This is a genomic window from Saccharomonospora sp., from assembly GCF_027317685.1.
In the GTDB taxonomy this organism is placed as follows: Bacteria; Actinomycetota; Actinomycetes; order Mycobacteriales; family Pseudonocardiaceae; genus Saccharomonospora.
Genome location: NZ_DAHVQP010000097.1, coordinates 1 through 22090, shown reverse-complemented (window position 1 = coordinate 22090; position 22090 = coordinate 1). Strand labels below are relative to the sequence as shown.

At 66.3% G+C, this 22090-nt stretch carries 24 protein-coding genes and 1 riboswitch; of the genes, 14 read left to right on the top strand and 10 right to left on the bottom strand.

Annotation, left to right across the window (positions count from 1 at the left end):
• Nucleotides 1–769, top strand: a 769-nt coding sequence (locus tag M7H19_RS11555) for an AAA family ATPase (protein ID WP_298180704.1), incomplete at its 5' end; no start/stop codon positions are given.
• 132 nt (nt 770–901) lie between these two features.
• Here the strand turns inward: M7H19_RS11555 and M7H19_RS11550 are convergent.
• From M7H19_RS11550 to M7H19_RS11540, 3 genes are read right to left on the bottom strand one after another with little or no spacing between them, the layout of a single operon-like run.
• On the bottom strand, nt 902–1723 hold the full coding sequence (locus M7H19_RS11550) for a Sir2 family NAD-dependent protein deacetylase (protein ID WP_298180702.1): 822 nt from the start codon (nt 1721–1723) through the stop codon (nt 902–904).
• Nucleotides 1724–2032 carry an antibiotic biosynthesis monooxygenase gene (locus M7H19_RS11545; protein WP_298180699.1) on the bottom strand — a complete coding sequence of 103 codons (309 nt, stop codon included), beginning with the start codon at nt 2030–2032 and terminating at the stop codon, nt 1724–1726.
• Nucleotides 2033–2070: 38 nt separating this feature from the next.
• Nucleotides 2071–3507 (bottom strand): M1 family metallopeptidase, encoded by a 1437-nt coding sequence (locus M7H19_RS11540; protein WP_298180697.1) that lies wholly within the window; start codon nt 3505–3507, stop codon nt 2071–2073.
• 12 nt (nt 3508–3519) lie between these two features.
• Here M7H19_RS11540 and M7H19_RS11535 point away from each other — a divergent pair, with 12 nt between their 5' ends.
• Together M7H19_RS11535 and M7H19_RS11530 are read left to right on the top strand one after the other, a co-directional pair.
• Nucleotides 3520–4305, top strand: a complete 786-nt coding sequence (locus M7H19_RS11535) for an alpha/beta hydrolase (RefSeq protein ID WP_298180695.1) — start codon at nt 3520–3522, stop codon at nt 4303–4305.
• A 289-nt stretch (nt 4306–4594) separates the two neighbouring features.
• On the top strand, nt 4595–5308 hold the full coding sequence (locus M7H19_RS11530; RefSeq protein ID WP_298180694.1) for a TetR/AcrR family transcriptional regulator: 714 nt from the start codon (nt 4595–4597) through the stop codon (nt 5306–5308).
• A gap of 20 nt (nt 5309–5328) precedes the next feature.
• Here M7H19_RS11530 and M7H19_RS11525 read toward each other — a convergent pair whose 3' ends face one another.
• The 5 genes from M7H19_RS11525 to M7H19_RS11505 form a co-directional block, all read right to left on the bottom strand.
• A complete protein-coding gene (locus M7H19_RS11525) occupies nt 5329–6219 on the bottom strand; it encodes a hypothetical protein (protein WP_298180693.1) in 891 nt (296 codons plus the stop codon).
• 538 nt (nt 6220–6757) lie between these two features.
• Complete coding sequence (locus M7H19_RS11520) at nt 6758–7690, bottom strand: N-acetylmuramoyl-L-alanine amidase (protein ID WP_298180692.1); 933 nt, start codon at nt 7688–7690, stop codon at nt 6758–6760.
• Nucleotides 7691–7749: 59 nt separating this feature from the next.
• Nucleotides 7750–8631 (bottom strand): A/G-specific adenine glycosylase, encoded by an 882-nt coding sequence (locus M7H19_RS11515; RefSeq protein WP_298180690.1) that lies wholly within the window; start codon nt 8629–8631, stop codon nt 7750–7752.
• 34 nt (nt 8632–8665) lie between these two features.
• Nucleotides 8666–9157, bottom strand: coding sequence for a carbonic anhydrase (locus M7H19_RS11510; protein WP_298180688.1), 492 nt, complete (start codon nt 9155–9157; stop codon nt 8666–8668).
• Between the two features lie 56 nt (nt 9158–9213).
• Nucleotides 9214–10314, bottom strand: coding sequence for a LacI family DNA-binding transcriptional regulator (locus M7H19_RS11505; protein ID WP_298180686.1), 1101 nt, complete (start codon nt 10312–10314; stop codon nt 9214–9216).
• Between the two features lie 166 nt (nt 10315–10480).
• Here M7H19_RS11505 and M7H19_RS11500 point away from each other — a divergent pair, with 166 nt between their 5' ends.
• The 3 genes from M7H19_RS11500 to M7H19_RS11490 are packed head-to-tail and all read left to right on the top strand — an operon-like array spanning nt 10481 to nt 13248.
• A complete protein-coding gene (locus M7H19_RS11500; protein WP_298180684.1) occupies nt 10481–11464 on the top strand; it encodes a zinc ABC transporter substrate-binding protein in 984 nt (327 codons plus the stop codon).
• A gap of 20 nt (nt 11465–11484) precedes the next feature.
• On the top strand, nt 11485–12294 hold the full coding sequence (locus tag M7H19_RS11495; RefSeq protein WP_298180682.1) for an ABC transporter ATP-binding protein: 810 nt from the start codon (nt 11485–11487) through the stop codon (nt 12292–12294).
• 57 nt (nt 12295–12351) lie between these two features.
• Nucleotides 12352–13248: a metal ABC transporter permease gene (locus M7H19_RS11490; RefSeq protein ID WP_298180680.1), complete on the top strand. Its 897-nt coding sequence runs from the start codon at nt 12352–12354 to the stop codon at nt 13246–13248.
• A gap of 20 nt (nt 13249–13268) precedes the next feature.
• On the opposite strand, the gene M7H19_RS11485 is transcribed toward M7H19_RS11490, so the two are convergent.
• Nucleotides 13269–14498, bottom strand: coding sequence for a DUF445 family protein (locus tag M7H19_RS11485; protein ID WP_298180678.1), 1230 nt, complete (start codon nt 14496–14498; stop codon nt 13269–13271).
• 128 nt (nt 14499–14626) lie between these two features.
• Here M7H19_RS11485 and M7H19_RS11480 point away from each other — a divergent pair, with 128 nt between their 5' ends.
• The 8 genes from M7H19_RS11480 (at nt 14627) to M7H19_RS11445 (ending at nt 21078) form a co-directional block, all read left to right on the top strand.
• Nucleotides 14627–15439 (top strand): DivIVA domain-containing protein, encoded by an 813-nt coding sequence (locus tag M7H19_RS11480; RefSeq protein WP_298180676.1) that lies wholly within the window; start codon nt 14627–14629, stop codon nt 15437–15439.
• A 67-nt stretch (nt 15440–15506) separates the two neighbouring features.
• The gene (locus M7H19_RS11475; protein ID WP_298180674.1) at nt 15507–15839 is read left to right on the top strand and encodes a hypothetical protein; all 333 of its coding nucleotides are present in this window, start codon (nt 15507–15509) and stop codon (nt 15837–15839) included.
• A gap of 98 nt (nt 15840–15937) precedes the next feature.
• A complete protein-coding gene (locus tag M7H19_RS11470; RefSeq protein WP_298180672.1) occupies nt 15938–16663 on the top strand; it encodes a hypothetical protein in 726 nt (241 codons plus the stop codon).
• 49 nt (nt 16664–16712) lie between these two features.
• A riboswitch (cobalamin riboswitch) is annotated at nt 16713–16950 on the top strand.
• Between the two features lie 142 nt (nt 16951–17092).
• On the top strand, nt 17093–19378 hold the full coding sequence (gene metE / locus M7H19_RS11465; protein WP_298180670.1) for a 5-methyltetrahydropteroyltriglutamate--homocysteine S-methyltransferase: 2286 nt from the start codon (nt 17093–17095) through the stop codon (nt 19376–19378).
• A gap of 56 nt (nt 19379–19434) precedes the next feature.
• The gene (locus M7H19_RS11460; RefSeq protein WP_298180668.1) at nt 19435–19932 is read left to right on the top strand and encodes a hypothetical protein; all 498 of its coding nucleotides are present in this window, start codon (nt 19435–19437) and stop codon (nt 19930–19932) included.
• A 550-nt stretch (nt 19933–20482) separates the two neighbouring features.
• On the top strand, nt 20483–20632 hold the full coding sequence (locus M7H19_RS11455) for a hypothetical protein (RefSeq protein WP_298180666.1): 150 nt from the start codon (nt 20483–20485) through the stop codon (nt 20630–20632).
• 75 nt (nt 20633–20707) lie between these two features.
• A complete protein-coding gene (locus tag M7H19_RS11450; protein ID WP_298180664.1) occupies nt 20708–20860 on the top strand; it encodes a hypothetical protein in 153 nt (50 codons plus the stop codon).
• Nucleotides 20857–21078, top strand: a complete 222-nt coding sequence (locus M7H19_RS11445) for a hypothetical protein (protein ID WP_298180662.1) — start codon at nt 20857–20859, stop codon at nt 21076–21078. Before M7H19_RS11450 ends, M7H19_RS11445 begins: the two co-directional genes overlap by 4 nt.
• A gap of 189 nt (nt 21079–21267) precedes the next feature.
• On the opposite strand, the gene M7H19_RS11440 is transcribed toward M7H19_RS11445, so the two are convergent.
• Nucleotides 21268–22090 (bottom strand): MBOAT family O-acyltransferase (locus M7H19_RS11440; protein WP_298180660.1); only part of this gene is annotated, 823 nt, incomplete at its 5' end.

Here is a 22090-nt window from a genome sequence, read left to right as displayed (position 1 = left end):
GGGTTACGTCGGCTACGAAGAGGGCGGCCAGCTAACCGAGAAGGTGCGGCGTAAGCCGTTCTCCGTGGTGCTGTTCGATGAGATCGAGAAGGCCCACCAGGAGATTTACAACACCTTGCTGCAGGTGCTGGAGGACGGCCGATTGACCGACGGCCAGGGCCGCACGGTGGACTTCAAGAACACGGTGCTGATCTTCACCTCGAACCTGGGCACGCAGGACATCTCCAAGTCCGTGAGCCTCGGCTTCGCCTCCTCGTCGGACGACATGGGCCGCTACGAGAAGATGAAGCAAAAGGTCCACGAGGAGATGAAGAAGCACTTCCGGCCCGAGTTCCTCAACCGGATCGACGACATCATCGTCTTCCACCAGCTCACGCAGGACCAGATCATCCAGATGGTGGACCTGATGACGTCGCGGGTCGAGGAGCAGCTCAAGGCCAAGGACATGGCTCTGGAGTTGACCGACAAGGCCAAGGCTCTGCTGGCCAAGCGGGGCTTCGACCCGGTGCTCGGCGCTCGGCCGCTGCGCAGGACCATCCAGCGGGAGATCGAGGACCAGCTGTCCGAGAAGATCCTGTTCGGCGAGGTCCAGCCCGGCCAGATCATCATCGTGGACGTCGAGGGCTGGGAGATTGGCGACGAGCGCGACGACCAGGCCAGGTTCACCTTCCGCGGTGAGCCCAAGCCGCTGGACGTCCCCGACGCCCCGCCGGTGAGCATCGCCGCCGCGGGCAGTGAGGAGTCCTCCGGCGAACCGGAGCAGGAGTAAATAGTAAAGAGTGACGAGGCGACGCCCCCGCACACGACGTGCGGGGGCGTCGTCGTGTCTTTGGCAAGCTTGCCTCGTGCGGATAGAGCTGTTCGGCGGTGCAGGGGCGACTACCGGGGTGCCCGGTAGGGCCTAGGCGTCGGACAACAGAGAGTCGAGCGTGGTGAGTGCCTCCAACGCCCCCACGGGCAAGGACACCCCACGGCCGTGCCGTACTTGCGGTTCTCTCGGGTTGATGCGCACCAGCGCACCGTTGGCCGCGCTCGCCAACTCCGCCTGCCTACGCACCGTAGGTACGGCCAGCCCGGCCCCGATCTCCACGACGGCCAGCGACGGATTGGCTCGCCGCCACTCGGTGAACGCGTCGAGCTGGGCCTGGGAACGATCACCGAGCCAGTCCCAATCACCGAACATGAGGATGTTGGGCCGGGCGAGACTTCCACAATGCGGACACGACGGCAGCGGAGGTCGTGCCCGCATGGTCTCGGGGTCCACCTCCACCGTGACGTCCTCGGCCGACCAGATCCCCATACCGCAGTGAGCCAGGCACTGAAGATGATGGATGGAGCCGTGCACCTCCGCCACGTCGTCGAACCCGGCGCGTTGGAACTGGCCGTCGACATTGGACGTGAACACGTGGACCCCGCCGGGTTTGGCCGCGCCCCATTTCCGCAGGATCGCGAACCCCTCGTGCGGTTCCGTATCGCGGTAGAGGTTCAGCCGGTGCCCGTAGAAACCCCACGCCAGTTCGGGGTCCTCGGCGAAATGCTCGGGATCGGCGAGTTCCACGAACCGCAGCCCCAACCTGGCATACGGCGGGTAGGCACGCCAGAAGCCTTCATCACCGCGGAAGTCGGGCAGGCCCGAGTCGACGCCCATTCCCGCGCCCGCACACACCAAAAGCGCATCGGCCGAGGAGATCGACTCGGCCGCGCGCAGGTACTCCTCACGCATCTACGACTTCGGCTTGGAACTCTGCACGACCTCGAACTCCAGCAGGTTCGCGCCGCTGGCCACGGGCTTGCCGCGCTGCCCGGCGTGTGCCTCCTTGGCCGAGCCCTGCGCCCACGCCTGGTAGTGCTCCTCGGACTCCCACTTCGTGTAGACGAAGTAGCGGTCGTCCCCGGCCACGGGCCGTAGCAACTCGAACCCGAGGAAACCGGGCTGGTCGTCCACGGCGTGCAACCTGTCGGCGAAACGTCGCTCCAACTCCGGACCCGCGCCCTCGGGCACGGAAATCGCGTTGATCTTCACTACTGCCATACCGGTTACGGTAGCTGGCACGAGCGGGGGTGCGCTGTTCAACGGCCGTGTGAGTCCGGATGCAGGTACTCCTCGGCGGGCAGCTCGGTGCCGCGGAACCAGGCGTCGAAGAACCCGCCCAACTCCTCACCGGCGATGCGTTCGGTGAACTCCTCGAACTGTTCCCAGCTCGCGTTGCCGTTCGCGTGTTCGGCGGGCCACTCGCGAAGCAGTCGGTCGAACGCCTCGTCGCCGATCCGCAGGCGCAACGCGTGCACGGCGAGCGGTCCCTTGTCGTAGACGGCGTCGAACTCGTTGCCCGCCCCCATGTCGTACAGAGGCCGGGCCCAGAAATCGGCGTGGTCGCGCCACAGCTCGATCTGGTTGCAATAGTCGGCGTCGAGGTCAGTTCCCTCCTTCTCCTCGGACCACAGCCAGGCGGCGTAGCCGGCGAAACACTCGTTGAGACAGATGTCCGCCCAGGATCGGATCGACACCGAGTTTCCGTACCACTGGTGGGCCAGCTCGTGTACGAGCAGGTCGACGGTGGGCTCGGTGGGATAGGTCGGGGTCCCTTGCGTTTCGAGGGCGAAACCGGGGTCGGTGTCGAGATAGATGCCGCCCACGGTGCTCGCGGGGTAGTCACCGAATCGGCTTTCCAGGAAGGCGATCACCTCCTCGGTGCGTTCCGCCTTGTCACGGGCCTCGTCGGCGCCGGGGGCGAAGGCGTTGCGCACTGGTGTGCCGTCGGGAAGCTGCCCCGTTTCCATGGTGAACTTGTCCACCGCGAACACGGTGAGATAGCTGGCGATCGGATCGGACTCGGTCCACGTGGTCGTGGTCCAACCGTCCTTCGTGGTCGGTTCGCCACTCGTGCCGATGGACACGGCGGTCCACCCCTCGGGCACGGAAGCGGTGAGGGTGAAGCTGGCCTTGTCCCGCGGATGTTCGTTGACGGGGAACCAGTACGACGCCGACTCGGGTTCACCCAACACGAAAGCCCCACCCGAGGACGTGTGGTACCAGCCGTTACCGCCGAGCTGTCCCCTGTCGGCGGGGACGGGCTCGCCCTCGTAGCGGACCCGTGTTTCCAGCACATCGCCTTCGCGCACAGGCTCGGACGGCGTGATCACCAGTTCCGTGTCGCCCACACGTTTGAACTCGGCGGGTTCGCCGTCGACCTCCACCGACGACACCGTGAACCCGCGCAGGTCGAGGTTGAACCGCGAAAGGTCCTGTTCGGCCCGCGCGGTGACGGTCGTGTCTCCGGTGAAATGCCCGCTGCGCGGGTCGTATCGCACGGTCACCGCGTAGTTCTCGACGTCGTAGCCGCTGTTGCCCGCTTCGGGGTAGTACTCGTCGCCGATACCGGCGGCCCCGTGGGTGGGGGCGATCCGCTCCTCTGCTTGATCTTGTTGATCCTGCGGGGCGGTGCAGGCGGCTACGATGCAGACGATTCCGCACAGAGTCACCACGCGACTACGACGGCTGAGCATGGAGGGAGCCTAATGCCCGTTCGATCTTCGCTGGCCTCCAGCGTTGTCGACTTCGGCGGGCAGGGACGACCCATCGTGCTGTTGCACGGGCTCATGGGACGAGCGACCACGTGGTGGCGGGTGTCGCGGTGGCTGACTCCCTACGGTCACGTCGTCGGACTCGACGCGCGTGGCCACGGACGATCCCGCCGCCGGGGCTCGTGGCGGACCGAGGAGTTCGCCGACGACGTCGCCGAGCTGATCAGCGACCTCGCCGAAGGACCCGCCGTGGTCATCGGACATTCCATGGGCGGCCTGCACGCATGGGTGGCGGCGGCGAGGAGACCGGATCTGGTGAGGGCCGTCGTGGTGGAGGACATGGCCCCCGACCAACGTGGCAGGACGGTGGACGCCTGGCGCGGCTATTTCGAGTCATGGCCGGTGCCGTTCCGGTCGTTGGCGCAGGTGCGGGAGTTCTTCGGCGACGTCGGCGACTACTTCGTCGAATGCGTGGAGGAACGCGACGACGGCTACCACCTCATGGCCGGTCTGGAGGACCTGTACGCGATCGCCTCCGAATGGGGGCAGCGCGAGTACTGGTCCTATGTAGAGCGAGTGCGGTGCCCGATGCTGGTGATCGAGGGCGAACACACGGCCATGCCGTCGGGACAACAAGCCGAACTGGCCGAACGCGCACCGAACGCCCGGCACCTGGTGGTGCCGGGCGCGAGGCATGTCGTGCACGACGATGAGCCCGAGACCTTCCGAGGGGCAGTGGAAGCTTTTCTGTCCGGACTCCCGTCGAACGGCGCGGTGTAGTTGTGAGCATGTGCGCGGGATCGCGGGCGGTCGTGCGTCTTCACACGTGGTCGGGCCATTCCCCCACAAAGGCCCGACCACGCTCCACCGGAGAGTCCGTCTCCGGCCGCTTCGCCGGGACCTCGCCGCCGCGCTGTTCCCGGCCTCGACGGTTGCTCACCGCGCTTCCACGGTGACGTCTAAAGAGCTCTCTTTCTTCAGTTAATGCCATTAACTTGTTGAATGGATCATAGCAAACCGTCGCGCGGGTGTCACCGGGTTCGCGTATGCTGTGGAGGACGGAGGTGCGGTGGCGAATCGGCGAGAACGACTACGTGTGGCACTGGACCGCGACCTGCGTCGAACGGCCCGACGGCTTCTGGTGTCGGGCGGCATCGATGCGGTGACACTTGCGGCCATCGCTCGGGAGATCGGCATCACCTCTCCCGCCATCTACCGCTACTACAAAAGCCGCGACGATCTCGTCTACACATTGGCCAAGGACGTGATCGACGAGCTCGTCGGTGAACTCGGAGCCGCCGCGGCGCGGCACCCCGAGTACCCGGCCCGGCAGATCACCGCCATGATCCGCGCTTTCACCGCCTGGGCCGCGAGGAACCGCGCGGAGTACGGATTCGTCTTCGGCGTCCCGCCGCCCCCGGTCGGGCACGTGTACCGCGAGATCGCCAAAACCTGGACGGTCGAGGTCGGTGGGACCTTCGGCAAGTCGTACCTTCAGCTGTGGCGGCAACGGCCGTTCGACGTGCCCGCGGACGATGACCTGGAGCCCGCGCTGCAAAAGCAGCTGGACAACTACCGCGTTCTCGTCGGCCTGGAGCCGATGCCGCTCGGCGCGATCCTCGTGTTCATCGAATGCTGGTCGCGCATGTACGCCTCGATGTCCTTCGACGTCTCCGGCCTCATGAGCGCCACGTTCACCGACATGAGTCCCATGCACGAACGCATGTGTCGGGGAATCTGCGAACTGCTCGGCATCGAGTACGAACCGCCCGCGATGTCGTGAACCCGACGGCTGGCTCAGGATCACGGGACACCGAACTGGGGCAGATTGTTGTCCTCTCCGAAGTCCACACGCCACCGACCCATCTCGTTCTCCATGCGAATCTCGAAAGAGTTCTCGGGAAGCGGGATGCCGATCTCGGCGACGGCGCGGATCCGCGAATCCATATCCACTGACAGGACCTCAAGTCGTTCGAATTGCTGTTCCCACTCGGGTGGAATTCGTTCCATGAGGACATCGAAGTTTTCCGAACACGAACGCCCTGTGTAGGCTTCGATCTCTATCACCTTTTCGCTCAGCAGGAGGTCGCAGAACAGCTCCGAATCGCCCGAGGAGAACGCATCGATGACGGCTTTGGCCGTCTCCCTGACACCTTCCTCGCCGGGTGCGTCGCCGATCGAGTTGGCGTCAACGCCTCCGGTGCTCACGGCGATGACCGAACCGGTGCCACCCAACAGCACGATCGCGGCGATGATGCTCACGCCGCCGAACGAGATCTTCGTCTGACGCCGTGATTGGTCGATGTTGCCGGTGCCTGTGACGGCCGAGTTCTTCATGGTCGCGCCGGACGCGGTGACGTTGACCTGCTCGACGGTGGACCCTGAAACACCGCCCGGCGTGTGCCACACGCTTTGTACGGCTCGGCCGAGTGCCGCTGCGAAGGCCTGGTCGTGCTGGGCTTCCGTGGCCAGTACTTGTTTCGCGTCGTGAGCGGCCTGGTCGTTTCCGGGATCGGCCTCCAGTGCACCGAGAATCTGTTGACCGACGGGTGTGCGGCGCAGTCGAGTCGCGACGAGGTTGTACAGCGCCTCGGCGGCGGAATCCTGTGTTCGCTGTACCAGGCCGGAAGCCACCTGGGTCAGATATCCGCACAGGTAGGAGACAGCCTGTCCGGCGAGTGTCAAGGGGTCCATTGTTTCCTCCCCAGATGGACGAGCCGACGACCGGGTCCGTCGGTGTTCCGCCGCGCCTCGAAAAAGACAGTTACGGTGTTAATAGGATTAACTCAGGGTGTGATGGTAGCAACATCACATGCTGGTGTCACTACCCGGAGTGATCTGAGTGAGAACGCAAGGTGAACGGGCGTGGCGCTGAGTCGCCCGTGTCGGCCGTGTCGGCTGGGCCGGGCGACGGGTGGCCGGGCGGGAATCTGTTCGCGATTTTTCGGCTGCTCATGCCGAGGGACCGGCCCTCGTCACGCGCTGACAGTGTCGCCAGTGCCGCCGGTGCCGACAGTCGTGCGCGGGGCGGGTCGGCTGAGATTTCGCCACTGTTCGGTGGTCGACCGAACCGTATCCGAGCGTCGGCCGGAAGAGAGTGCCGTCGGCGCCACGGCTGACCACGTGGCCTAGGACGACATTTAGCCCGCTAAACGTTGTCGGTGGGGTGCGGCTGACGCCTCGGGGACCGCGTTTAGCGGGCTAAATGCGGTCCCCCGGTGCCGGAACGCCCTCAGCGCGGGGCCAACAGTTCCCATATGTCGCGGCCGAGGTAGCCGCGTTCTTCGGCGTGGGAGCAGGCCTGGCAAGTGGGCTGGGCGGCTCCGTTGTCGGCGGCGAACGCCGCCACCGCGTCCCGCGTGGTGTCGCCGAACACGCCGTCGGTGGGCACGTCGTAACCGTGTGCCCGCAGTCGCTGCTGTGCCGTGAGCACCTTCTCGCCCGTGTCGCCGGGCCGCAGCAGCGGTGTCGGCGCGGGCTCACGGAAGGACACGCCGAGCCGGTCGGCGACGTCCTGCCGCAGTTCCGGCAGTCGCGCGTACAACACGTCGCCGGGGCAGGCGGTGGAGTTGAAGTCGCGGTGCCCGCGAATCAGCTCGGGGCTGATGTTGTACTGCGACGCCATGTAGGCCACGAGCGAGACAAGCGAGTCCCACAGTGCCTGTGGAACGTCGACTTCCATGTAGAGGCCCTCGTTCTCGATGCCGATGACCTCGCTGTTGTGGTTGGCGACGTTGGCGCCCATGACGTGCTGGACGCCTCCCGTCAGTGCTTCGAGGCTGCGGTGTCTGCCTTCGGTGATGTAGCCGCCTCGGCTGATCGTGAACTGTTGGCCCGTGTCGATCCACCCGTTCGAGTCCATGTGGAAGTTCTGGATGCTGCGGGAGATCGCGAACGCGCGTTCGAGCGAGTAGTCGTCGGTGTTACCCGGCTCCACGGTGTGGTGTACGACGATGTATGTGGGCGGGTGGTCGAGCATGGTGATGGGCCCGCTCGGTGGCCGGGCTTGCCAGTTGCCCGTGTCGTAGATGTGTGGGATCTCCACCTGGCGTCTGCCGGTGGCGGCGGCCTGTGCGGGCACTGCCAGGGCGGCGCCCACGGCTGTGGCGGCGAGGCCTGAGCGGAGTAGTAACGTGCGGCGGTCGATGGAGCGTTTCCCGGGCATGGTGATCTCTCCCTCGCAACGGCGTGGTGAGGATCTTGCCAACTACTCCGAGTTGTTTGTCAATGCTCGCCAGGTAGTGCGAAGCGACCGTCAGCCGTTTGTTCCACGAGTCCGTCGGTGAGCAACGAGGCCAGGCACGCGTCGCGTTGACCGGCCTTCGGCCATGCGAGGTCGAGCTGTGCCTTCTCCACCGGGCCGGTGGTTCCGCGGAGCACGTCGAGCAGCAGGCCGCGCACGTGGCGGTCGGTGCCGCTGTAGCGTTGAGTCGGCTTGGCCGGTCCCGTATACGCAGGTCGGCCTGCCTTTTGCCACGCGCAGTCGGCGAGCAGCGGGCAGTCCTCGCACTGTGGTTTGCGGGCGGTGCAGACGAGCGCGCCGAGTTCCATCAATGCCGCCGAGAACCGGGCGGCACGGGTTTCGTCGAGGCCGTCGGGCAGCAATGCCTCGGCGTCGTCGAGGTCCCGTTTCGTCGCTGGGGGACCGGCGTCACCGGCTCCGTGGACGGCCCTGGCGATCACCCTACGAACGTTGGTGTCCACCACCGGCGCGCGCTTGCCGTAGGCGAAGGCGACGACCGCTCGTGCCGTGTACGCGCCGATGCCGGGAAGCCTCAGCAGCGTGTCGATGTCGGCGGGAACCTCGCCCGCGTGTTCGTCGGCGATGGTGTTCGCGGCCGCGTGCAGCCGCAGTGCGCGGCGCGGGTAGCCGAGTTTGCCCCACGCTCGCAGTACCTCGCCCTGCGGGGCCGCGGCGAGGTCCGCCGGTTTCGGCCAGCGCTCCATCCACTGCTGCCACACCGGCAACACTCTGGCCACGGGTGTCTGTTGCAGCATGATCTCGCTGACGAGCACACCCCACGGGGTGCAGTCGGGGCGGCGCCACGGCAGGTCCCGCGCGTTGGCGTCGAACCAGTCGAGCAGTGTCTGGGGGTCGATGGGCATCCCCGGAAGACTAACCCGATCGGGGACGAGCGGATCAGACGACTTCGCGGAGCACCCCGGTGTGCACTTCGTAGACGAATCCGCGCACGAGGTCGGTGTGCAGCAGGTACGGATTGCGCTTGACCCGTTGGATCGACTGTCGGACGTTGGCGTCGACGTCGCGGAACGCCTCGACGGCCCACGGCGGGCGCATGCCGCTGGCCTCCTCCAGTTCGTCTTTGAAGCTGTCCTCGGTCACCGTGTTCAACCCGCAGTCGGTGTGCTGCACGATCAGGATCTCCCGCGTGCCGAGCTTGCGCTGACTCAAGGCGAGCGAACGGATCGCGTCGTCGGTGACGATGCCGCCCGCGTTGCGCAGCACGTGTGACTCACCCTGCAGCAACCCGAAGATCTCGAACACCCGGATCCGCGCGTCCATGCAGGTCAGGATGGCCACGCGAAGTGAAGGCCGCGGTGAGGAACGGTCACCCCGTACGACGTTGCCGAGTTCTCTGTTGCGTTCGAGTAGCAGGTCGATCGCGGTCATGGGGTCTTACTCCTGCCCGGGTCAGTGCATAGTCCTGCCGGTCGCTGACCTTCCGGTCAGGGGCCGAACCATTGTTCTTCAGCAGTGCGTGGTGGCGCCGATGTGGTGCCGATCCGCAGTTCGGTGGGCAGGGTGATCATTTTTGGTTCGATCCGGTCGTTGGCTTCCAGTAGGAGCTTGCCCGCGACTTTGCCCTTCTCCAGCACGGGTTGGTGCACGGTTGTGAGTCCTGCTCGGGAGGATTCGGCGATGCCGTCGAAGCCGGTGATCGTCAGGTCGGCGGGGACCCGCAACCCTCGTCGGCCGGCCTCGGCGAGTGCGCCGAGAGCGAGGATGTCCGAGGTACAGATCAGTGCGGTGACGCGGGGGTGGGCGTCGAGCAGCTGCCTCGCCGCTGTGGCGCCGTCGTCGACGGTGTGGTCGAAGCGCTCGACCACGGGGACGGTGTTCCAGTCGACTCCCGCGGCTTCGAACGTCTTCGCGAGCGCGGCCAGGCGTGCGCGCTGGACGTGGTAGCGCGCACGCTGTTGGCGTTCCAGGGACACGAAACCGTCGTTGCGGTCGCGTGCCAGCCGCATGCACAACACGCCGATCTGGCGGTGTCCGAGGCCCACGACGTGATTGGCCACTCGCACGATGGCGTCCTCGTCGTCGGGGGCGACGCGGTCGACGTTTTCGAGTTGAGGCTGGTCGATGACGACGGTGGGTACCGGGCGGGACAGGACGGCCTCGAGGTGAGGGTCGTCGTCGGGTACCGAGTACACGACGAACCCGTCGACGCCCGCGCGGTGTACGGCGGCGACCTCCTCCCGGCCGGGGCTGGCCGGCACGAGATGCAGGCCGACGCCGGCGTTCTCGCACGCGAGCGCGAGACCTTCGAGCACACCCACAGCGGCGGGGTCACGGAAGGCGTAGGACAGGTTCTCGGTGAGCAGCAGGCCCACGGCCCCGGCCTTGCGGGTGCGCAACGACCTGGCCACGGGGTCGGGGCCGGGATACCCGAGTCGGCGGGCTGTCTCCAGGACGCGTCGGCGCAGCTCCGGCGACAGTTGGTCCGGCCGGTTGTACGCATTGGACACAGTGGTCCTGGACACGCCCAGTTCGGCGGCCAGTGAAGCGAGTGTTGCTTGCCGCCTGGTTCGCATCGGCCGGTTCATGAACAAACCGTAACGGTTCAGAAGCCACAGCAGAAGCAGTGGACAACGTGCGTCACATGGTTGCTTTGAGTAGCAGGGTAATTCACTCGACCGGTGGGCGAACCGGGGGTCGGTGTTGTATAGTGATATCGAAAATCATTTCCAATAGGCCGGGATGGGGTCTTCGATGCAAGCCGTCCGCCGTCGTCGTCTGTTCGCTGGTATTTCACTGTCGGCCGCACTGGTCGTGGGCGCGGTCGCCTGCGGTGGTGAAGGCAGTGAAGACGGCTTCGACGGCACGGACGATCGGGTGCCGGTCGCCACGTCCACCAATGTGTGGGCCGATGTCGTCGAGGCCGTCGGGGGCGACCACGTCGAGGTGTCCTCCATCATCGAGGACTCCACCGACCCTCACTCCTATCAGGCCGCGGCGGCCGATGCTGCGACCGTGAACGCCGCTCGACTGCTCGTCTACAACGGCGGCGGGTACGACGACTTCTTCGTCCAGCTCGCCGAGAGCTCCGATGCGCCCGCCGTCGTGGCCGTCGACCAAGCCGACCACGGCGACCACGGCGACCACGGTGAGCACCGCGACCACGGCGAACACGGTGAACACAGTGGTGAGCACGGCGGTGATTCCCACGCGCACGGCAACGAACACGTGTGGTACGACCTGCGGGTGATGAGTGCCGTCGCCGACAGTGTGGCGGCCGAGCTCAGCGACCTGCTGCCGGAGCGAAGCGACACGTTCGAAAGGAACGCCGCCGACTTCGCCGAGCGCATCGACGAACTCGGGCAGGGCGTCGAGCGGATCGCCCAGGAACACGCGGGTGCCGCGGTCGTCGCGACCGAGCCGATCGCCCACTACCTGTTCGTCTCCGCTGGGCTGGAGGACATCACACCGCACGAGTTCACCGCGGCCGTCGAGAACGAGACCGATGTGCCCGCCACCGCCCAACAGCGGATGCTGGAGCTCGTGTCGGACGAGGCCGATGTGGTGGTGCGCAACGTACAGACGGCCACTCCCGCCACGGAGAACGTCGTCGGTGCGGCCCAAAAGGCGGGTACACCGGTCGTCGACGTCACCGAGACGTTGCCTGAGGGGCAGAGCGACTACATTTCCTGGATGGGCGGCCAGATCGACGCGCTCGCGAAGGCCTTGGACAAGTGAGCGGGATTGACCGAGTGGACATGACGACAGCAGGCGGTGCCGCCGTCGAGATCAAGGCAGCGGCGCTGCGGTTCGGTGAACGGACGCTGTGGTCGGGGCTTGATCTCGCCGTCGCGCCCGGCGAGTTCCTGGCGGTACTCGGCCCGAACGGTTCGGGCAAGACCAGTCTGTTGCGGGTGCTGTTGGGACAGCAGCCGTTGAGCGCGGGCACGGTCACCGTGGCGGGACGCCCACCCGGTCGAGGCAGTGAACGCGTCGGTTACGTGCCGCAGCAGCGGGCCGTGGACGACGGCCTGACGCTGAGGGGAAGGGATCTCGTCGGGCTCGGCCTCGACGGACACAGGTGGGGATTCGGGCTGCGGGGTCTGCGCCAGCGGCGCGCTCGCATCGACGCGGCCATCGAAGCCGTCGGCGCCCAGCGGTACGCGGACTCACCGGTGGGCAAGCTCTCCGGTGGTGAACAACAGCGGCTCCGGGTGGCACAGGCACTCATTGGTGAGCCCGACGTGTTGTTGTGCGACGAACCGTTGGCCTCTCTCGACCTCACCCATCAGCGCGTGGTGGCCGACCTCATCGACGAGCGCAGACGTACGGCTGACACGGCGGTCCTGTTCGTCACCCACGAGATCAATCCGATCCTGCCCTACGTCGATCGGGTGCTCTATCTCGTCGACGGTCAGTTCCGTGTCGGTACACCCGACGAGGTGATGACCTCGCAGACACTGTCCGAGTTGTACCGCTCGCGGGTCGAGGTCGTCAGGATCGGCGGGCAGATCCACGTCGCGGGCACGCAGAGCGCGCTCTGCGAGGACGAAATGCACCACTCCTAAAAGCCCGTCGTTCGAATCCGTCCCCCGCGCACATTCACCCGACTCGAAGGCTTTCGCATGGAGCAATTGTTCGACTTCGACCTGACACTGGAGCTGCTCGGTTTCGACTTCGTGCAGACGGCCCTGCTCGCTGCGGCCGTGCTCGGGCTCGTGGCGGGCATCCTGGGGCCGCTCATCGTCATGCGCCGAATGTCGTTCGCCGTGCACGGCACGGCCGAGCTGGCGTTCACCGGCGCCGCCGCCGCGCTGTTGCTGGGCATCGGGGTGAGCTACGGGGCGCTGGCGGGTGCGGTGATCGCCGCGCTGCTGCTCGGGCTGCTCGGGGGACGTGAGTCGGACCGCGACTCGGTGATCGGCGTGATCCTCGCCTTCGGACTCGGTCTCGGAGTGCTGTTGCTGTGGTACTACCCGGGTCGAGCGTCCAACAAATTCGGCATCCTGGTGGGCCAGATCGTGGCCATCGAGCCCACCGACCTCACCACGTTGTTGATCGCGGCGGGCATCGTGCTCGTGGTGTCGGCGATCATCTACCGACCGTTGTTGTTCTTCAGCGTGGACCCCGCCGTCGCGTCGGCGCGCGGCGTTCCGGGGAGGTTGTTGGCGCCGCTGTTCGCGGTGCTCATTGGGATCGCCACCGCACTCGGGGTGCAGATCGTGGGCGCGCTGCTGGTGGTGGCGTTGATGGTGACGCCCGCCGCTGCCGCCGCCCGCGTGACCGCGAGTCCGCTTCGCGCGACCGTCCTGGCCGTGATCTTCGCCGAGTTGGCCGCACTCGGAGGCATCGTGTTGTCGCTCGCTCCGGGAGCGCCCGTCAGCTTCTTCGTCACCGCTATCTCGTTCACGATCTACCTCGTGTGCCGGGTCGTGGAGTGGGCGCGCAACAGAGCGGCCGGAGTCAATGCCGGCGACAGCGCCGACAGCGAGGCACGGCGCGAGCCGGTCAGCGCGGCGTGATCGGCCGCGATCAACCGCGATCAATGCAGCATCAGCAGGACCTGTAGTTCGCCCACGATGAAACCGATGGCCCCGCCGACGGCGATGAGTTTCCATTCGTCCTGCCGGAACGCGGGGCGCAGCAAGCCCTCGTATTCGAGGGACGTCATGCGCATCATGCGTTGCTCCACGATGTTGGTCACGTCCATCGCCCTGGCGAGGTAGTCCTCCGCGTGGCGGAGGATGTCGGGCAGGCGTTCGATGACCTTGGTGGCCGCCGCGTCCTTGATCTCGTCGAGGCGTTGTCGCCCGAGGGCGGCGGGGACGAACGGGCCCGCGGCCTGTGACTGTTCGTCGATGGCCTCGGCGACGAGCTTTCGCACCATCGCCACCAGGTGGTCGGACCTGGGGCCGTCGAAGATGCCCTGCATCAGGTTCCGCACCGTCAACAACTCGCCGGCGATCATGTCGCCGTACTGGTGGGCGACTTCGGCGCGCCTGCGTTGGAACAGGCCCTGCAACACGAATCCGCCCGGCAATCGGATCGGATCCCGCGGAACAAAGATCAACTTGATGGCGAGCCAGTCGGTGAACAATCCGATGGCGGCACCGAAGATCGGCATGACGAGCGGATTTTTCGTCAACGCCCACACGATCGACTGAACAATGCCGAGAGTGAACCCGAAATAAATACCCGAACGAGCGATGAACGCCATTTCGGGACGGGAGGTCTCTCTGATCAACTTCACGAGTAGCGCCTTGTTGTGAGTGAGGCGCTGCATACTCAGGTGTTTGATGTCGAGGATGTCGTCGATGTTGTTCCGCAACTCCTCCATCACCTGATGGAACAGGCGTGGTGAGGCAGCTTGGATGTGCTTCACCACCAGGTCCTGCGCCATCGGTGGGAGCCGCTGCCACAGCCTCGGATGATGTTCGGACAACACCTCTCTGGCGATGTCGTCGACGGCCTTCAGCAGCGGTTGCTCGATCTCGCGCAGGAGCCGGTCCGGGTCGATCCTGGCGAAGACGTCGGAGACGTCCAGCACGTTGCGGGTGAGCAGGTCCGTCGCGGTGGCGGCCATCCTGCCACCGTGCCGGGGCACCACGCCCTGCCAGCCGAGGAAGGTTCCCTTGATGCCAATGAACTCCATCGGCCGGAACATCATCTCGATGGCGACCCGTTTGGTGACGTAACCGATGAGGGCGGCCACCACGGGAATTGCGGTGTAGAGGGGCCAGTTCGCGGCGAGGTCGGCGAGAACTGCCTCCACTGCGACCTCCTAGCCGATGTCGGCACACGGATTTCTCGCGGAACCTTTCAGCGCTGCTGTCCGATACTTCGCCGGAAAGGGGCAAGCGAGAGATGGGATCGGCGACCCGGACTCATTATGGTGGCCGAATGGCTGAAGCGCAGGCATCCCCTACACAGGTGACGAATCCGCAGTTCGCGACTGCCTTTCGCGGCTACGAGCAGGTGCAAGTGGACGAGCACGTCAAAAAGCTCACCGCAGAGCTGGCCAGTGCTACGCGGCACCGCGATGAGGCCACGGCGTCGGTCGCCGAGCTGACGAAGGCACTGAGTTACGCGCAGAAGGAACTCGCCGACACCAAGACCGCGCTGGCGCGCATGGTGGAGGATCCGGCAGGGCCCGCCGCCATGACCGAGCGGGTCAAAACCATGATGCAGCTCGCCGAGGAGGAGATCGCCGAGCTGAAGGCGAAGGCCGAGAGGGAGGCGGCCGACATGCGCGACGCCGCCGATGCCTACGCCGAGAAGACCAGGGCCAAGGCTCAGGCCGAGGCCGAGAAACTCGCGGCCGACGCCGCGAAGGAACGGGACCGCCTCGACGAGGAAGCGCGGCAGCGGCGTGAGAATCAGCGCGAGGCCGTCGAGAAGGAGCTCGCCGCGCAACGCGAGAGGACGGAGAACGAGACCGCGGAGCTGCAGCGGGTCACCAAGAAGAAGACCGACGCCATGATCGCCGAGGCCGAGAGCAGGTTCGCCGAAGCCAGGACACTGCGCAAGGAGGCCTACGAGTTCCGGGCCGCGGTGTTCGACGGACTCACCGCCAGTCAGTCGGTATTGCAGCAGGCCATCGAACGTTTGGGGGTCGATCCGACTCCGGCGCAGCTTGAGGAGCAGGACCGCCGCAGTGCCGCGCAAGCCTCCGCCGGCAGCGGCTCGACCGAGGGGGAGAAGCAGCCGGCGTGACCGGCGCCGATATTCGGTTGCCCCGCTGACCACTGTCGACGACAGCGGTCGACCGCGCGTACCGCGCTTGTGCCGGGAGTCAGCAGAGTCGGGGGAATCGGTTTCGCGGTCGCTCGACACTCTGATCGTCGACCACGCCCATTCCTCCGGCTCCGCACTCGACGAGTGGACCGCGGAGGAACTCGACACGACGTGGTCGGTCAATGTGCGTGTCACGTCGTTGCTCGTGCGGGCTTTCGCGGAGCAGTACCGAAGGGGTGGTTCGTTCCCCTCGGGTTGGCACTGGAACACACCGGCGGAGGCGGCGGCGGTGGTGTCGTTACTGCTCGGCGAGGATGCCTCGACCATCACCGGGAACGTCGTGGACGCCGAGGCCGGTTTCCGTCGTTGGTCGTTGTAACCGACGCGGGCGACACCGGGCGGCGACAGTGCTGGTGACGGTGCTTACGACACTGGCGTCGAGCTGCCGAAACGGTGGACACGGTGCACCATCGACGAGTGGACTCCAACGCCGCAGCAGGAAAGCCGCAGGTCGTCGATTTCCAGGTGTACGGCCTGGACGAGAAGTTCCACGGTCCTCGTTGGGTGGACTTCTTCGAAGGTCTACCGGGCACACCGCCGTGGGCGTTGTGGCTCGGCCACCGGGAACTGGACGCCGACGGTGGCGTGCGGGTGGGCACTTTGCCGAGGCAACGGTACGAGTCGGTGATGTGCCCGAACGGTAAGGACCCGTTGGCAGAAGTGGCGTTCAGCGGAGCGTTCGGAGTGGTCAACGTGACCCTGCCGGACAGCTCGGTGCCGAGGCCCGATGGGCTCATCCCCGCGCTCGTGGAACACGCCGAACAGCAGTCTCGCCGCTACTCCGATTGGCCCGTCGTCTGGTGGAGCATCGAGGGCGCGGAGGTGCGGGCGCGGGTGTGGCGCTTCGCCGGCGGGTGGGCCGCGTTCTCCACGGCGCTGGACGATGTCTACCTCGTCGCGGTGGGCACCGGGATGGAGCCGCAGAACCTGTCGTTCGAACCGGTGACCGATGGTTTCGTCTACGGAACCGACCTTTCGGCACCGCTCGATCTGGCTGAGCTCGGGAGGCAGAAGAGCGTCAGGCCCGAGGCGTGGCTGCTACCACCTCGACGTGACGGTTTCCACCCCGACCAACTGGCGTTCGTCCCGGACGAGTCGGAGGAACCGGACGAGGCAGGAGAACCGGAGGAGTCGGGGGCCTGAAGTGTTGCTCCGACCGGGCGACACCCTTGTTCTACGCGGTAGCGCCACTATCCTGAGTCGCGCTGGTGGTTCGCCCCGTCCGCCAGGCGGGGCGTCGTAAGAGGGAACCCGGTGGGAATCCGGGACTGCCCCGCAGCGGTGAGCGGGAACGAACGCCGTGACCGGTCAGATCGACCGGTGACACTCGCACTGGGCTTTACGGCCTGGGAAGCGACGGCCAGTAGGAATCCGGTACGCGCCGGACCTGCCCGCGAGTCCGAAGACCTGCCATCGGTGCGTACACCGCCGGTGTGCGCGACCTTCCGGATGTTCGAGGGAACTCCGGCGGACGGGAGAGGACGACGTGGCACGGTCATCGTCGTGCTGTTCGCCTGCGGGTTCCTTCGGCAGTTCTTCCGGTGACGCCGTCGAGCTCGCGAGGAGAGAGCCTTGGCCACCACGATCGGATCGACCGTACTCGGCTATCCCAGGATCGGACCGAACCGGGAACTCAAGCGCGCCCTGGAACGCTATTGGGCGTCGCGTGGCAGCGAAGCGGAGTTGAGGGAGACCGCCCGTTCCCTTCGCGCGGACACGTGGCGCACCCTGCGGGAGGCGGGACTGGACTCGGTTCCCGATTCGTTCTCCTTCTACGATCACGTGTTGGATACGGCCGTGACGTTCGGTGCCGTTCCGCAGCGTTACGCCGACCTCGGCCTGAACCCACTCGACACCTACTTCGCGATGGCGCGTGGCACCGATTCCGTGCCGCCACTGGAGATGACGAAGTGGTTCGACACCAACTACCACTATCTGGTGCCCGAGATCGGCCCGGACACTCGGTTCTCGGTGGCCGACCGTGCCGTGGTGGAGCGGTTCCACGAGGCCTTGGAACTGGGTGTGCGTACCCGGCCTGTGCTGGTCGGCCCGGTGACACTGCTGTTACTGTCCAAACCGGATCCGGATGCTCCCGAGGGATTCTCTCCTTTGGACAGCGTGGACAAACTGGTTCTGGCTTATGCCGAATTGTTGCGTGAACTGCGTCGTGCGGGCGTGGACTGGGTGCAGCTCGATGAACCCGCCTTCGCCGCTGACCGCACGCGACGCGAACTCGACGCGTTGCGCGACACTTACCACGCGTTGGGTTCGATCGGCGACCGGCCGAAGCTCTTCGTGCCCGGCTACTTCGGGGATCTCGGCGATGCGTTGGGGATCCTGGCCTCGGCGCCCATCGAGGCCGTCGGGGTCGACTTCGTGGCTGGAGACTCGCGAGTGGACGATCTTTCGGCGTTGACCGGCTTGCGGGACAAGACATTGGTGGCCGGTCTCGTCGACGGGCGCAATGTGTGGCGCACCGATCTCGACCGGGCTTTGACCACGGCCGCCACGCTGCTCGGTATGGCAGGCGACGTCGCCGTTGGCACGTCCTGTTCGTTGCTGCACGTGCCGTACGACGTGGCCGTCGAGACTCACCTGGATGCGCAGGTGAGGACGTGGTTGTCCTTCGCTCGCCAGAAGGTCGACGAGGTCGTTGTGCTCGGCCGTGCGCTGCGCGAGGGACGCGACGAGTTGGAAGGAGAACTCGTCGCCGCACGCCGAGCCGTCGCCGACCGCAACGGCGCCGACCGGGTGCGGGATGAGAGCGTCCGGCGACGGCTGGCCGAGCTGCGCCCGCAGGATGCGCGTCGCGCCGACTACGCCGTCCGGCAGCACGAACAACAGGAGCAACTGCGACTTCCCGCGCTGCCGACGACGACCATCGGTTCGTTCCCGCAGACCACGGAGGTGCGCAAAACCCGTGCGGCACTGCGTGCCGGCGAGATCGAACACTCCGAGTACGTCGGCAGGATGCGTGGTGAGATCGAACGTGTCGTCCGGTTGCAGGAGGAACTGGGGCTGGATGTGCTCGTGCACGGCGAACCCGAACGCAACGACATGGTGCAGTACTTCGCCGAGCATCTGGCCGGTTTCGTCAGCACCGAGCACGGTTGGGTGCAGTCGTACGGGTCTCGATGTGTGCGGCCACCGATCCTGTTCGGCGACGTGTCGCGGCCCGAGCCCATCAGCGTCGAATGGTCCGCCTACGCGCAGAGCCTCACCGACCGGCCGGTGAAGGGCATGTTGACCGGCCCGGTCACCATTCTGGCGTGGTCGTTCGTCCGTGACGACCAGCCGCTCGCCGACACAGCCAGGCAGGTGGCTTTGGCCCTTCGAGACGAGGTGCGCGACTTGGAGGCCGCCGGGTTGCGGATCATCCAGGTCGACGAGCCGGCGTTGCGGGAGCTACTGCCGCTGCGCGCATGGCAGCACAAGGAGTACCTGGACTGGGCGCCCGAGGCGTTCCGGTTGGCCACCTCGGGGGTGCGGGAAAGCACCCAGGTGCACACGCACCTGTGCTACTCGGAGTTCGGCGACGTCATCGATGCGATCGTGGCGTTGGACGCCGATGTCACCAGCATCGAGGCCGCCCGGTCTCGAATGGAGGTGCTTGCCGATCTCGACACCGTGGGGTTCGCGCGCGGCATCGGGCCAGGCGTGTACGACATCCATTCCCCTCGAGTGCCGGACGAGGACGAGATCGTGGCGTTGCTGCGGGCCGCGCTGGACGCGGTTCCGGCGCGGCGACTATGGGCCAATCCCGATTGTGGTTTGAAGACCCGAGGCTACGGTGAGGTGGAGCCGGCGTTGCGGAACCTCGTGAACGCCGCTGCGCGGGTCCGGAACACGTTGAGGTGACAGGCGAATCCGCGCCGCCGTCCCTCGGTTCGGGGCGGCGACGCGGGTCGAGGTCGGTGACCCGGCACAGGATCAACCCGTCCGGGCGCACCACGAACACCTCGCCGGTGCGGGCACCCAGGACCTGGGCGATCGTGCGGTCCGAGTCCTCGACGACGGTGAGGTCGCTGCCCGACCGGATGGTCGATCCGGGCGAGGCCACCACCACGGCGCGGACCTGCTCGGTGGGCAGTGCTTCGGCGAGCTGTTCGGCACTGGCCACCACGATGTCCGCGGCGGAGGGTTCGAGCTCGAACCTGAGGAACGCGAATCCGGTGCCCCGCACCGTGTTCAGCGACGATTCCTCGACACCGGCGGCGGTCCTCACGGACACCTTGCGGTCCTCCAGCGGGTCGCCCGGCAGGGCGCCCGTGATGTCCGGATCCACCGGCCATGTCAGGGGCGACGCGTGTGCGTGCGTGGCGCTCGACTGGCGCGGGTTCACCAGGTGGGAGAACTCGGAACACTCGGTGGACAACGCGAGCACCGCGTCGCGAGTGGCGCGGAATCCGTGACCGCCCGGCGACATGACCAAAGTGGACTTACTTGCGTTGTCCACATTCTGTTGCCACGCAGCGTGTCGTTCGGCGGAGTAGATGTTCAACAACGATTCGGCACCGTGGCCGCCCACGACCGCCGCGAGCTGACGGAGGGTGTAGGCCGGCATTGGGTCGATGCGCGCCATACCCAGAAGGTAATCCAGTCTCCCGGCGTGGGGGTGTTGCGACGTGTCCTCGTGACCGGTCGGGTGTGACCTACTGTTCGTACCGGTGTGACCGAGTGATCGGTTGCTGCGGGTCCAGTCGAGTTCACCGTCGTTGATGGCCTGCAGTGCGCGGTCCAGCCACTCGATTTCCGCGCGCCGCATGATGATGCCGTAGTCGTCTTCGATCAGCAGGATTCGCGACAGGTGACGTCGCGTCGGCGCAACCCGGTGCGTAGCCGGACGGGCTCCCACCCGATCGGCGGCGTCGGAACCGGTAGGGCCGGGCAGACTGCTTTCTGTATTTACCCGTGCACGTACGGCTACCCTGGTGGGTGCGACTCCGCGAATGAGGTGGGCTGATGGAGACGTTCGGGCAGCGGTTGCGTCGCCTGCGGGTGGAGGCGGGTTTGTCGCAGTCGCGGCTTGCCGGACTCCCCGATGACCAGCAGAACGCGGAATGGACCGTGGAATATCGCGAGGCGCTGGCCGAAGCCCGCGCGTTGGTGTAGCCGCGACTATGCGTCTTCCCATACGCATGGCGTAACCACTCCACAGAGGACGGTCGTGTCTCGATTCTGTACGTCATGAGTTGGATCAGTGGGTCGTGCCGTGTACCGAGTCCCGGCTATCGGTCCGGGCCGAAAGGACTCGTAGAGCGTGATGACGAGGTCGAAGACCGGTTCGAGAAGGGAGCCCCGGGTGGTTCCGAGGCCGACGTCGAGGGCGGCGAGCGGTGATCGCGCGGGACCGCGAATTGCTCGCGCGCCTGCGTCGGGTGAACGTCGGTATCGGCGAAGTCGCGCTCGCGCTCATGGCCGCACAAGACGCTGGTGAACTTCCCGCCGATGGTCTACGCGAAGTCGGACGGGCACTGCGTTCCCTCGGCAGCGATATGATCGCCCGAGCCGATGAGGTCGGCCGGTTTCCGGTGGTCGAGGTGGGCACCGATGTATGACCTGTCCGCTGCTGTGCTCGACTGTCCGACTGTGGCCGACGAGGCGCCCACAGCGCAGTTGTACTGACTCGATGTCTCGCCGCCTCACTGAACCACCGTCGGCACGCCGGAACGTGTCCGTAGATCCCCGGTCGGTGCGGGATCGAGCCCCATGCCCCTTACCGCCCCGCGCCGCCCGGGCCAGGGGGACTAGAACTGGTAATACAAAAACGGGCTGAACGTTCCCGTGGCCACCAGGATCGCGGCGTAGAGCGCGCCGATCGTCATCACCGTGACACGCAGGATCATGGCCGGCGTGGTGCGTGCCGACTCCAACAGCGGGCCCGTGACCGGGTAGGCCGGCAGGAAGAACACCACCAGCGCGGCCAACAGCAACACCAGGCGCTGGTTCGTGGCCGCCACCTCCACCGCGTCGGTCACACCGGTGAAGTCGGGCACCAGCATGTTGCCCAACATCGTGAACGCATAGCCGAGGTCGGGCGCACGGAAGAACACCCATCCGAAGATCACGAGCACCAGCGTGAGCACCCGTCGACCGATGACCCCACCCGCGGTGCGGGGTGAGGCGCTCCAGCCGGTGAAACGCTCCACCACCAGCAGAATGCCGTGGTAGGCGCCCCACACCACGTACGTCCACGCCGCGCCGTGCCAGAAACCCGTCAATAGGAACACGATCCACAGGTTTCGGTATGTCTTCGCCGCGCCACCCCGGTTGCCGCCGAGCGGGATGTACACGTAGTCGCGGAACCACCGCGACAGCGACATGTGCCAACGTCGCCAGAACTCCGTCACCGTCACCGACGAGTACGGGCGTGCGAAGTTCTCCGGCAGCCGGAAGCCCAACATCCGGGCCAGTCCGATGGCCATGTCCGAGTACCCGGAGAAGTCGAAGTACAGCTGCAACGTGTACCCGATCGCGCCGAGCCACGCGATCGCGAACGTCATGTCCTCGGCCGGGGTGGAGAAGCAGGCGTCCACCATCGGCGAGAGCGAGTCGGCGATCACCGCCTTC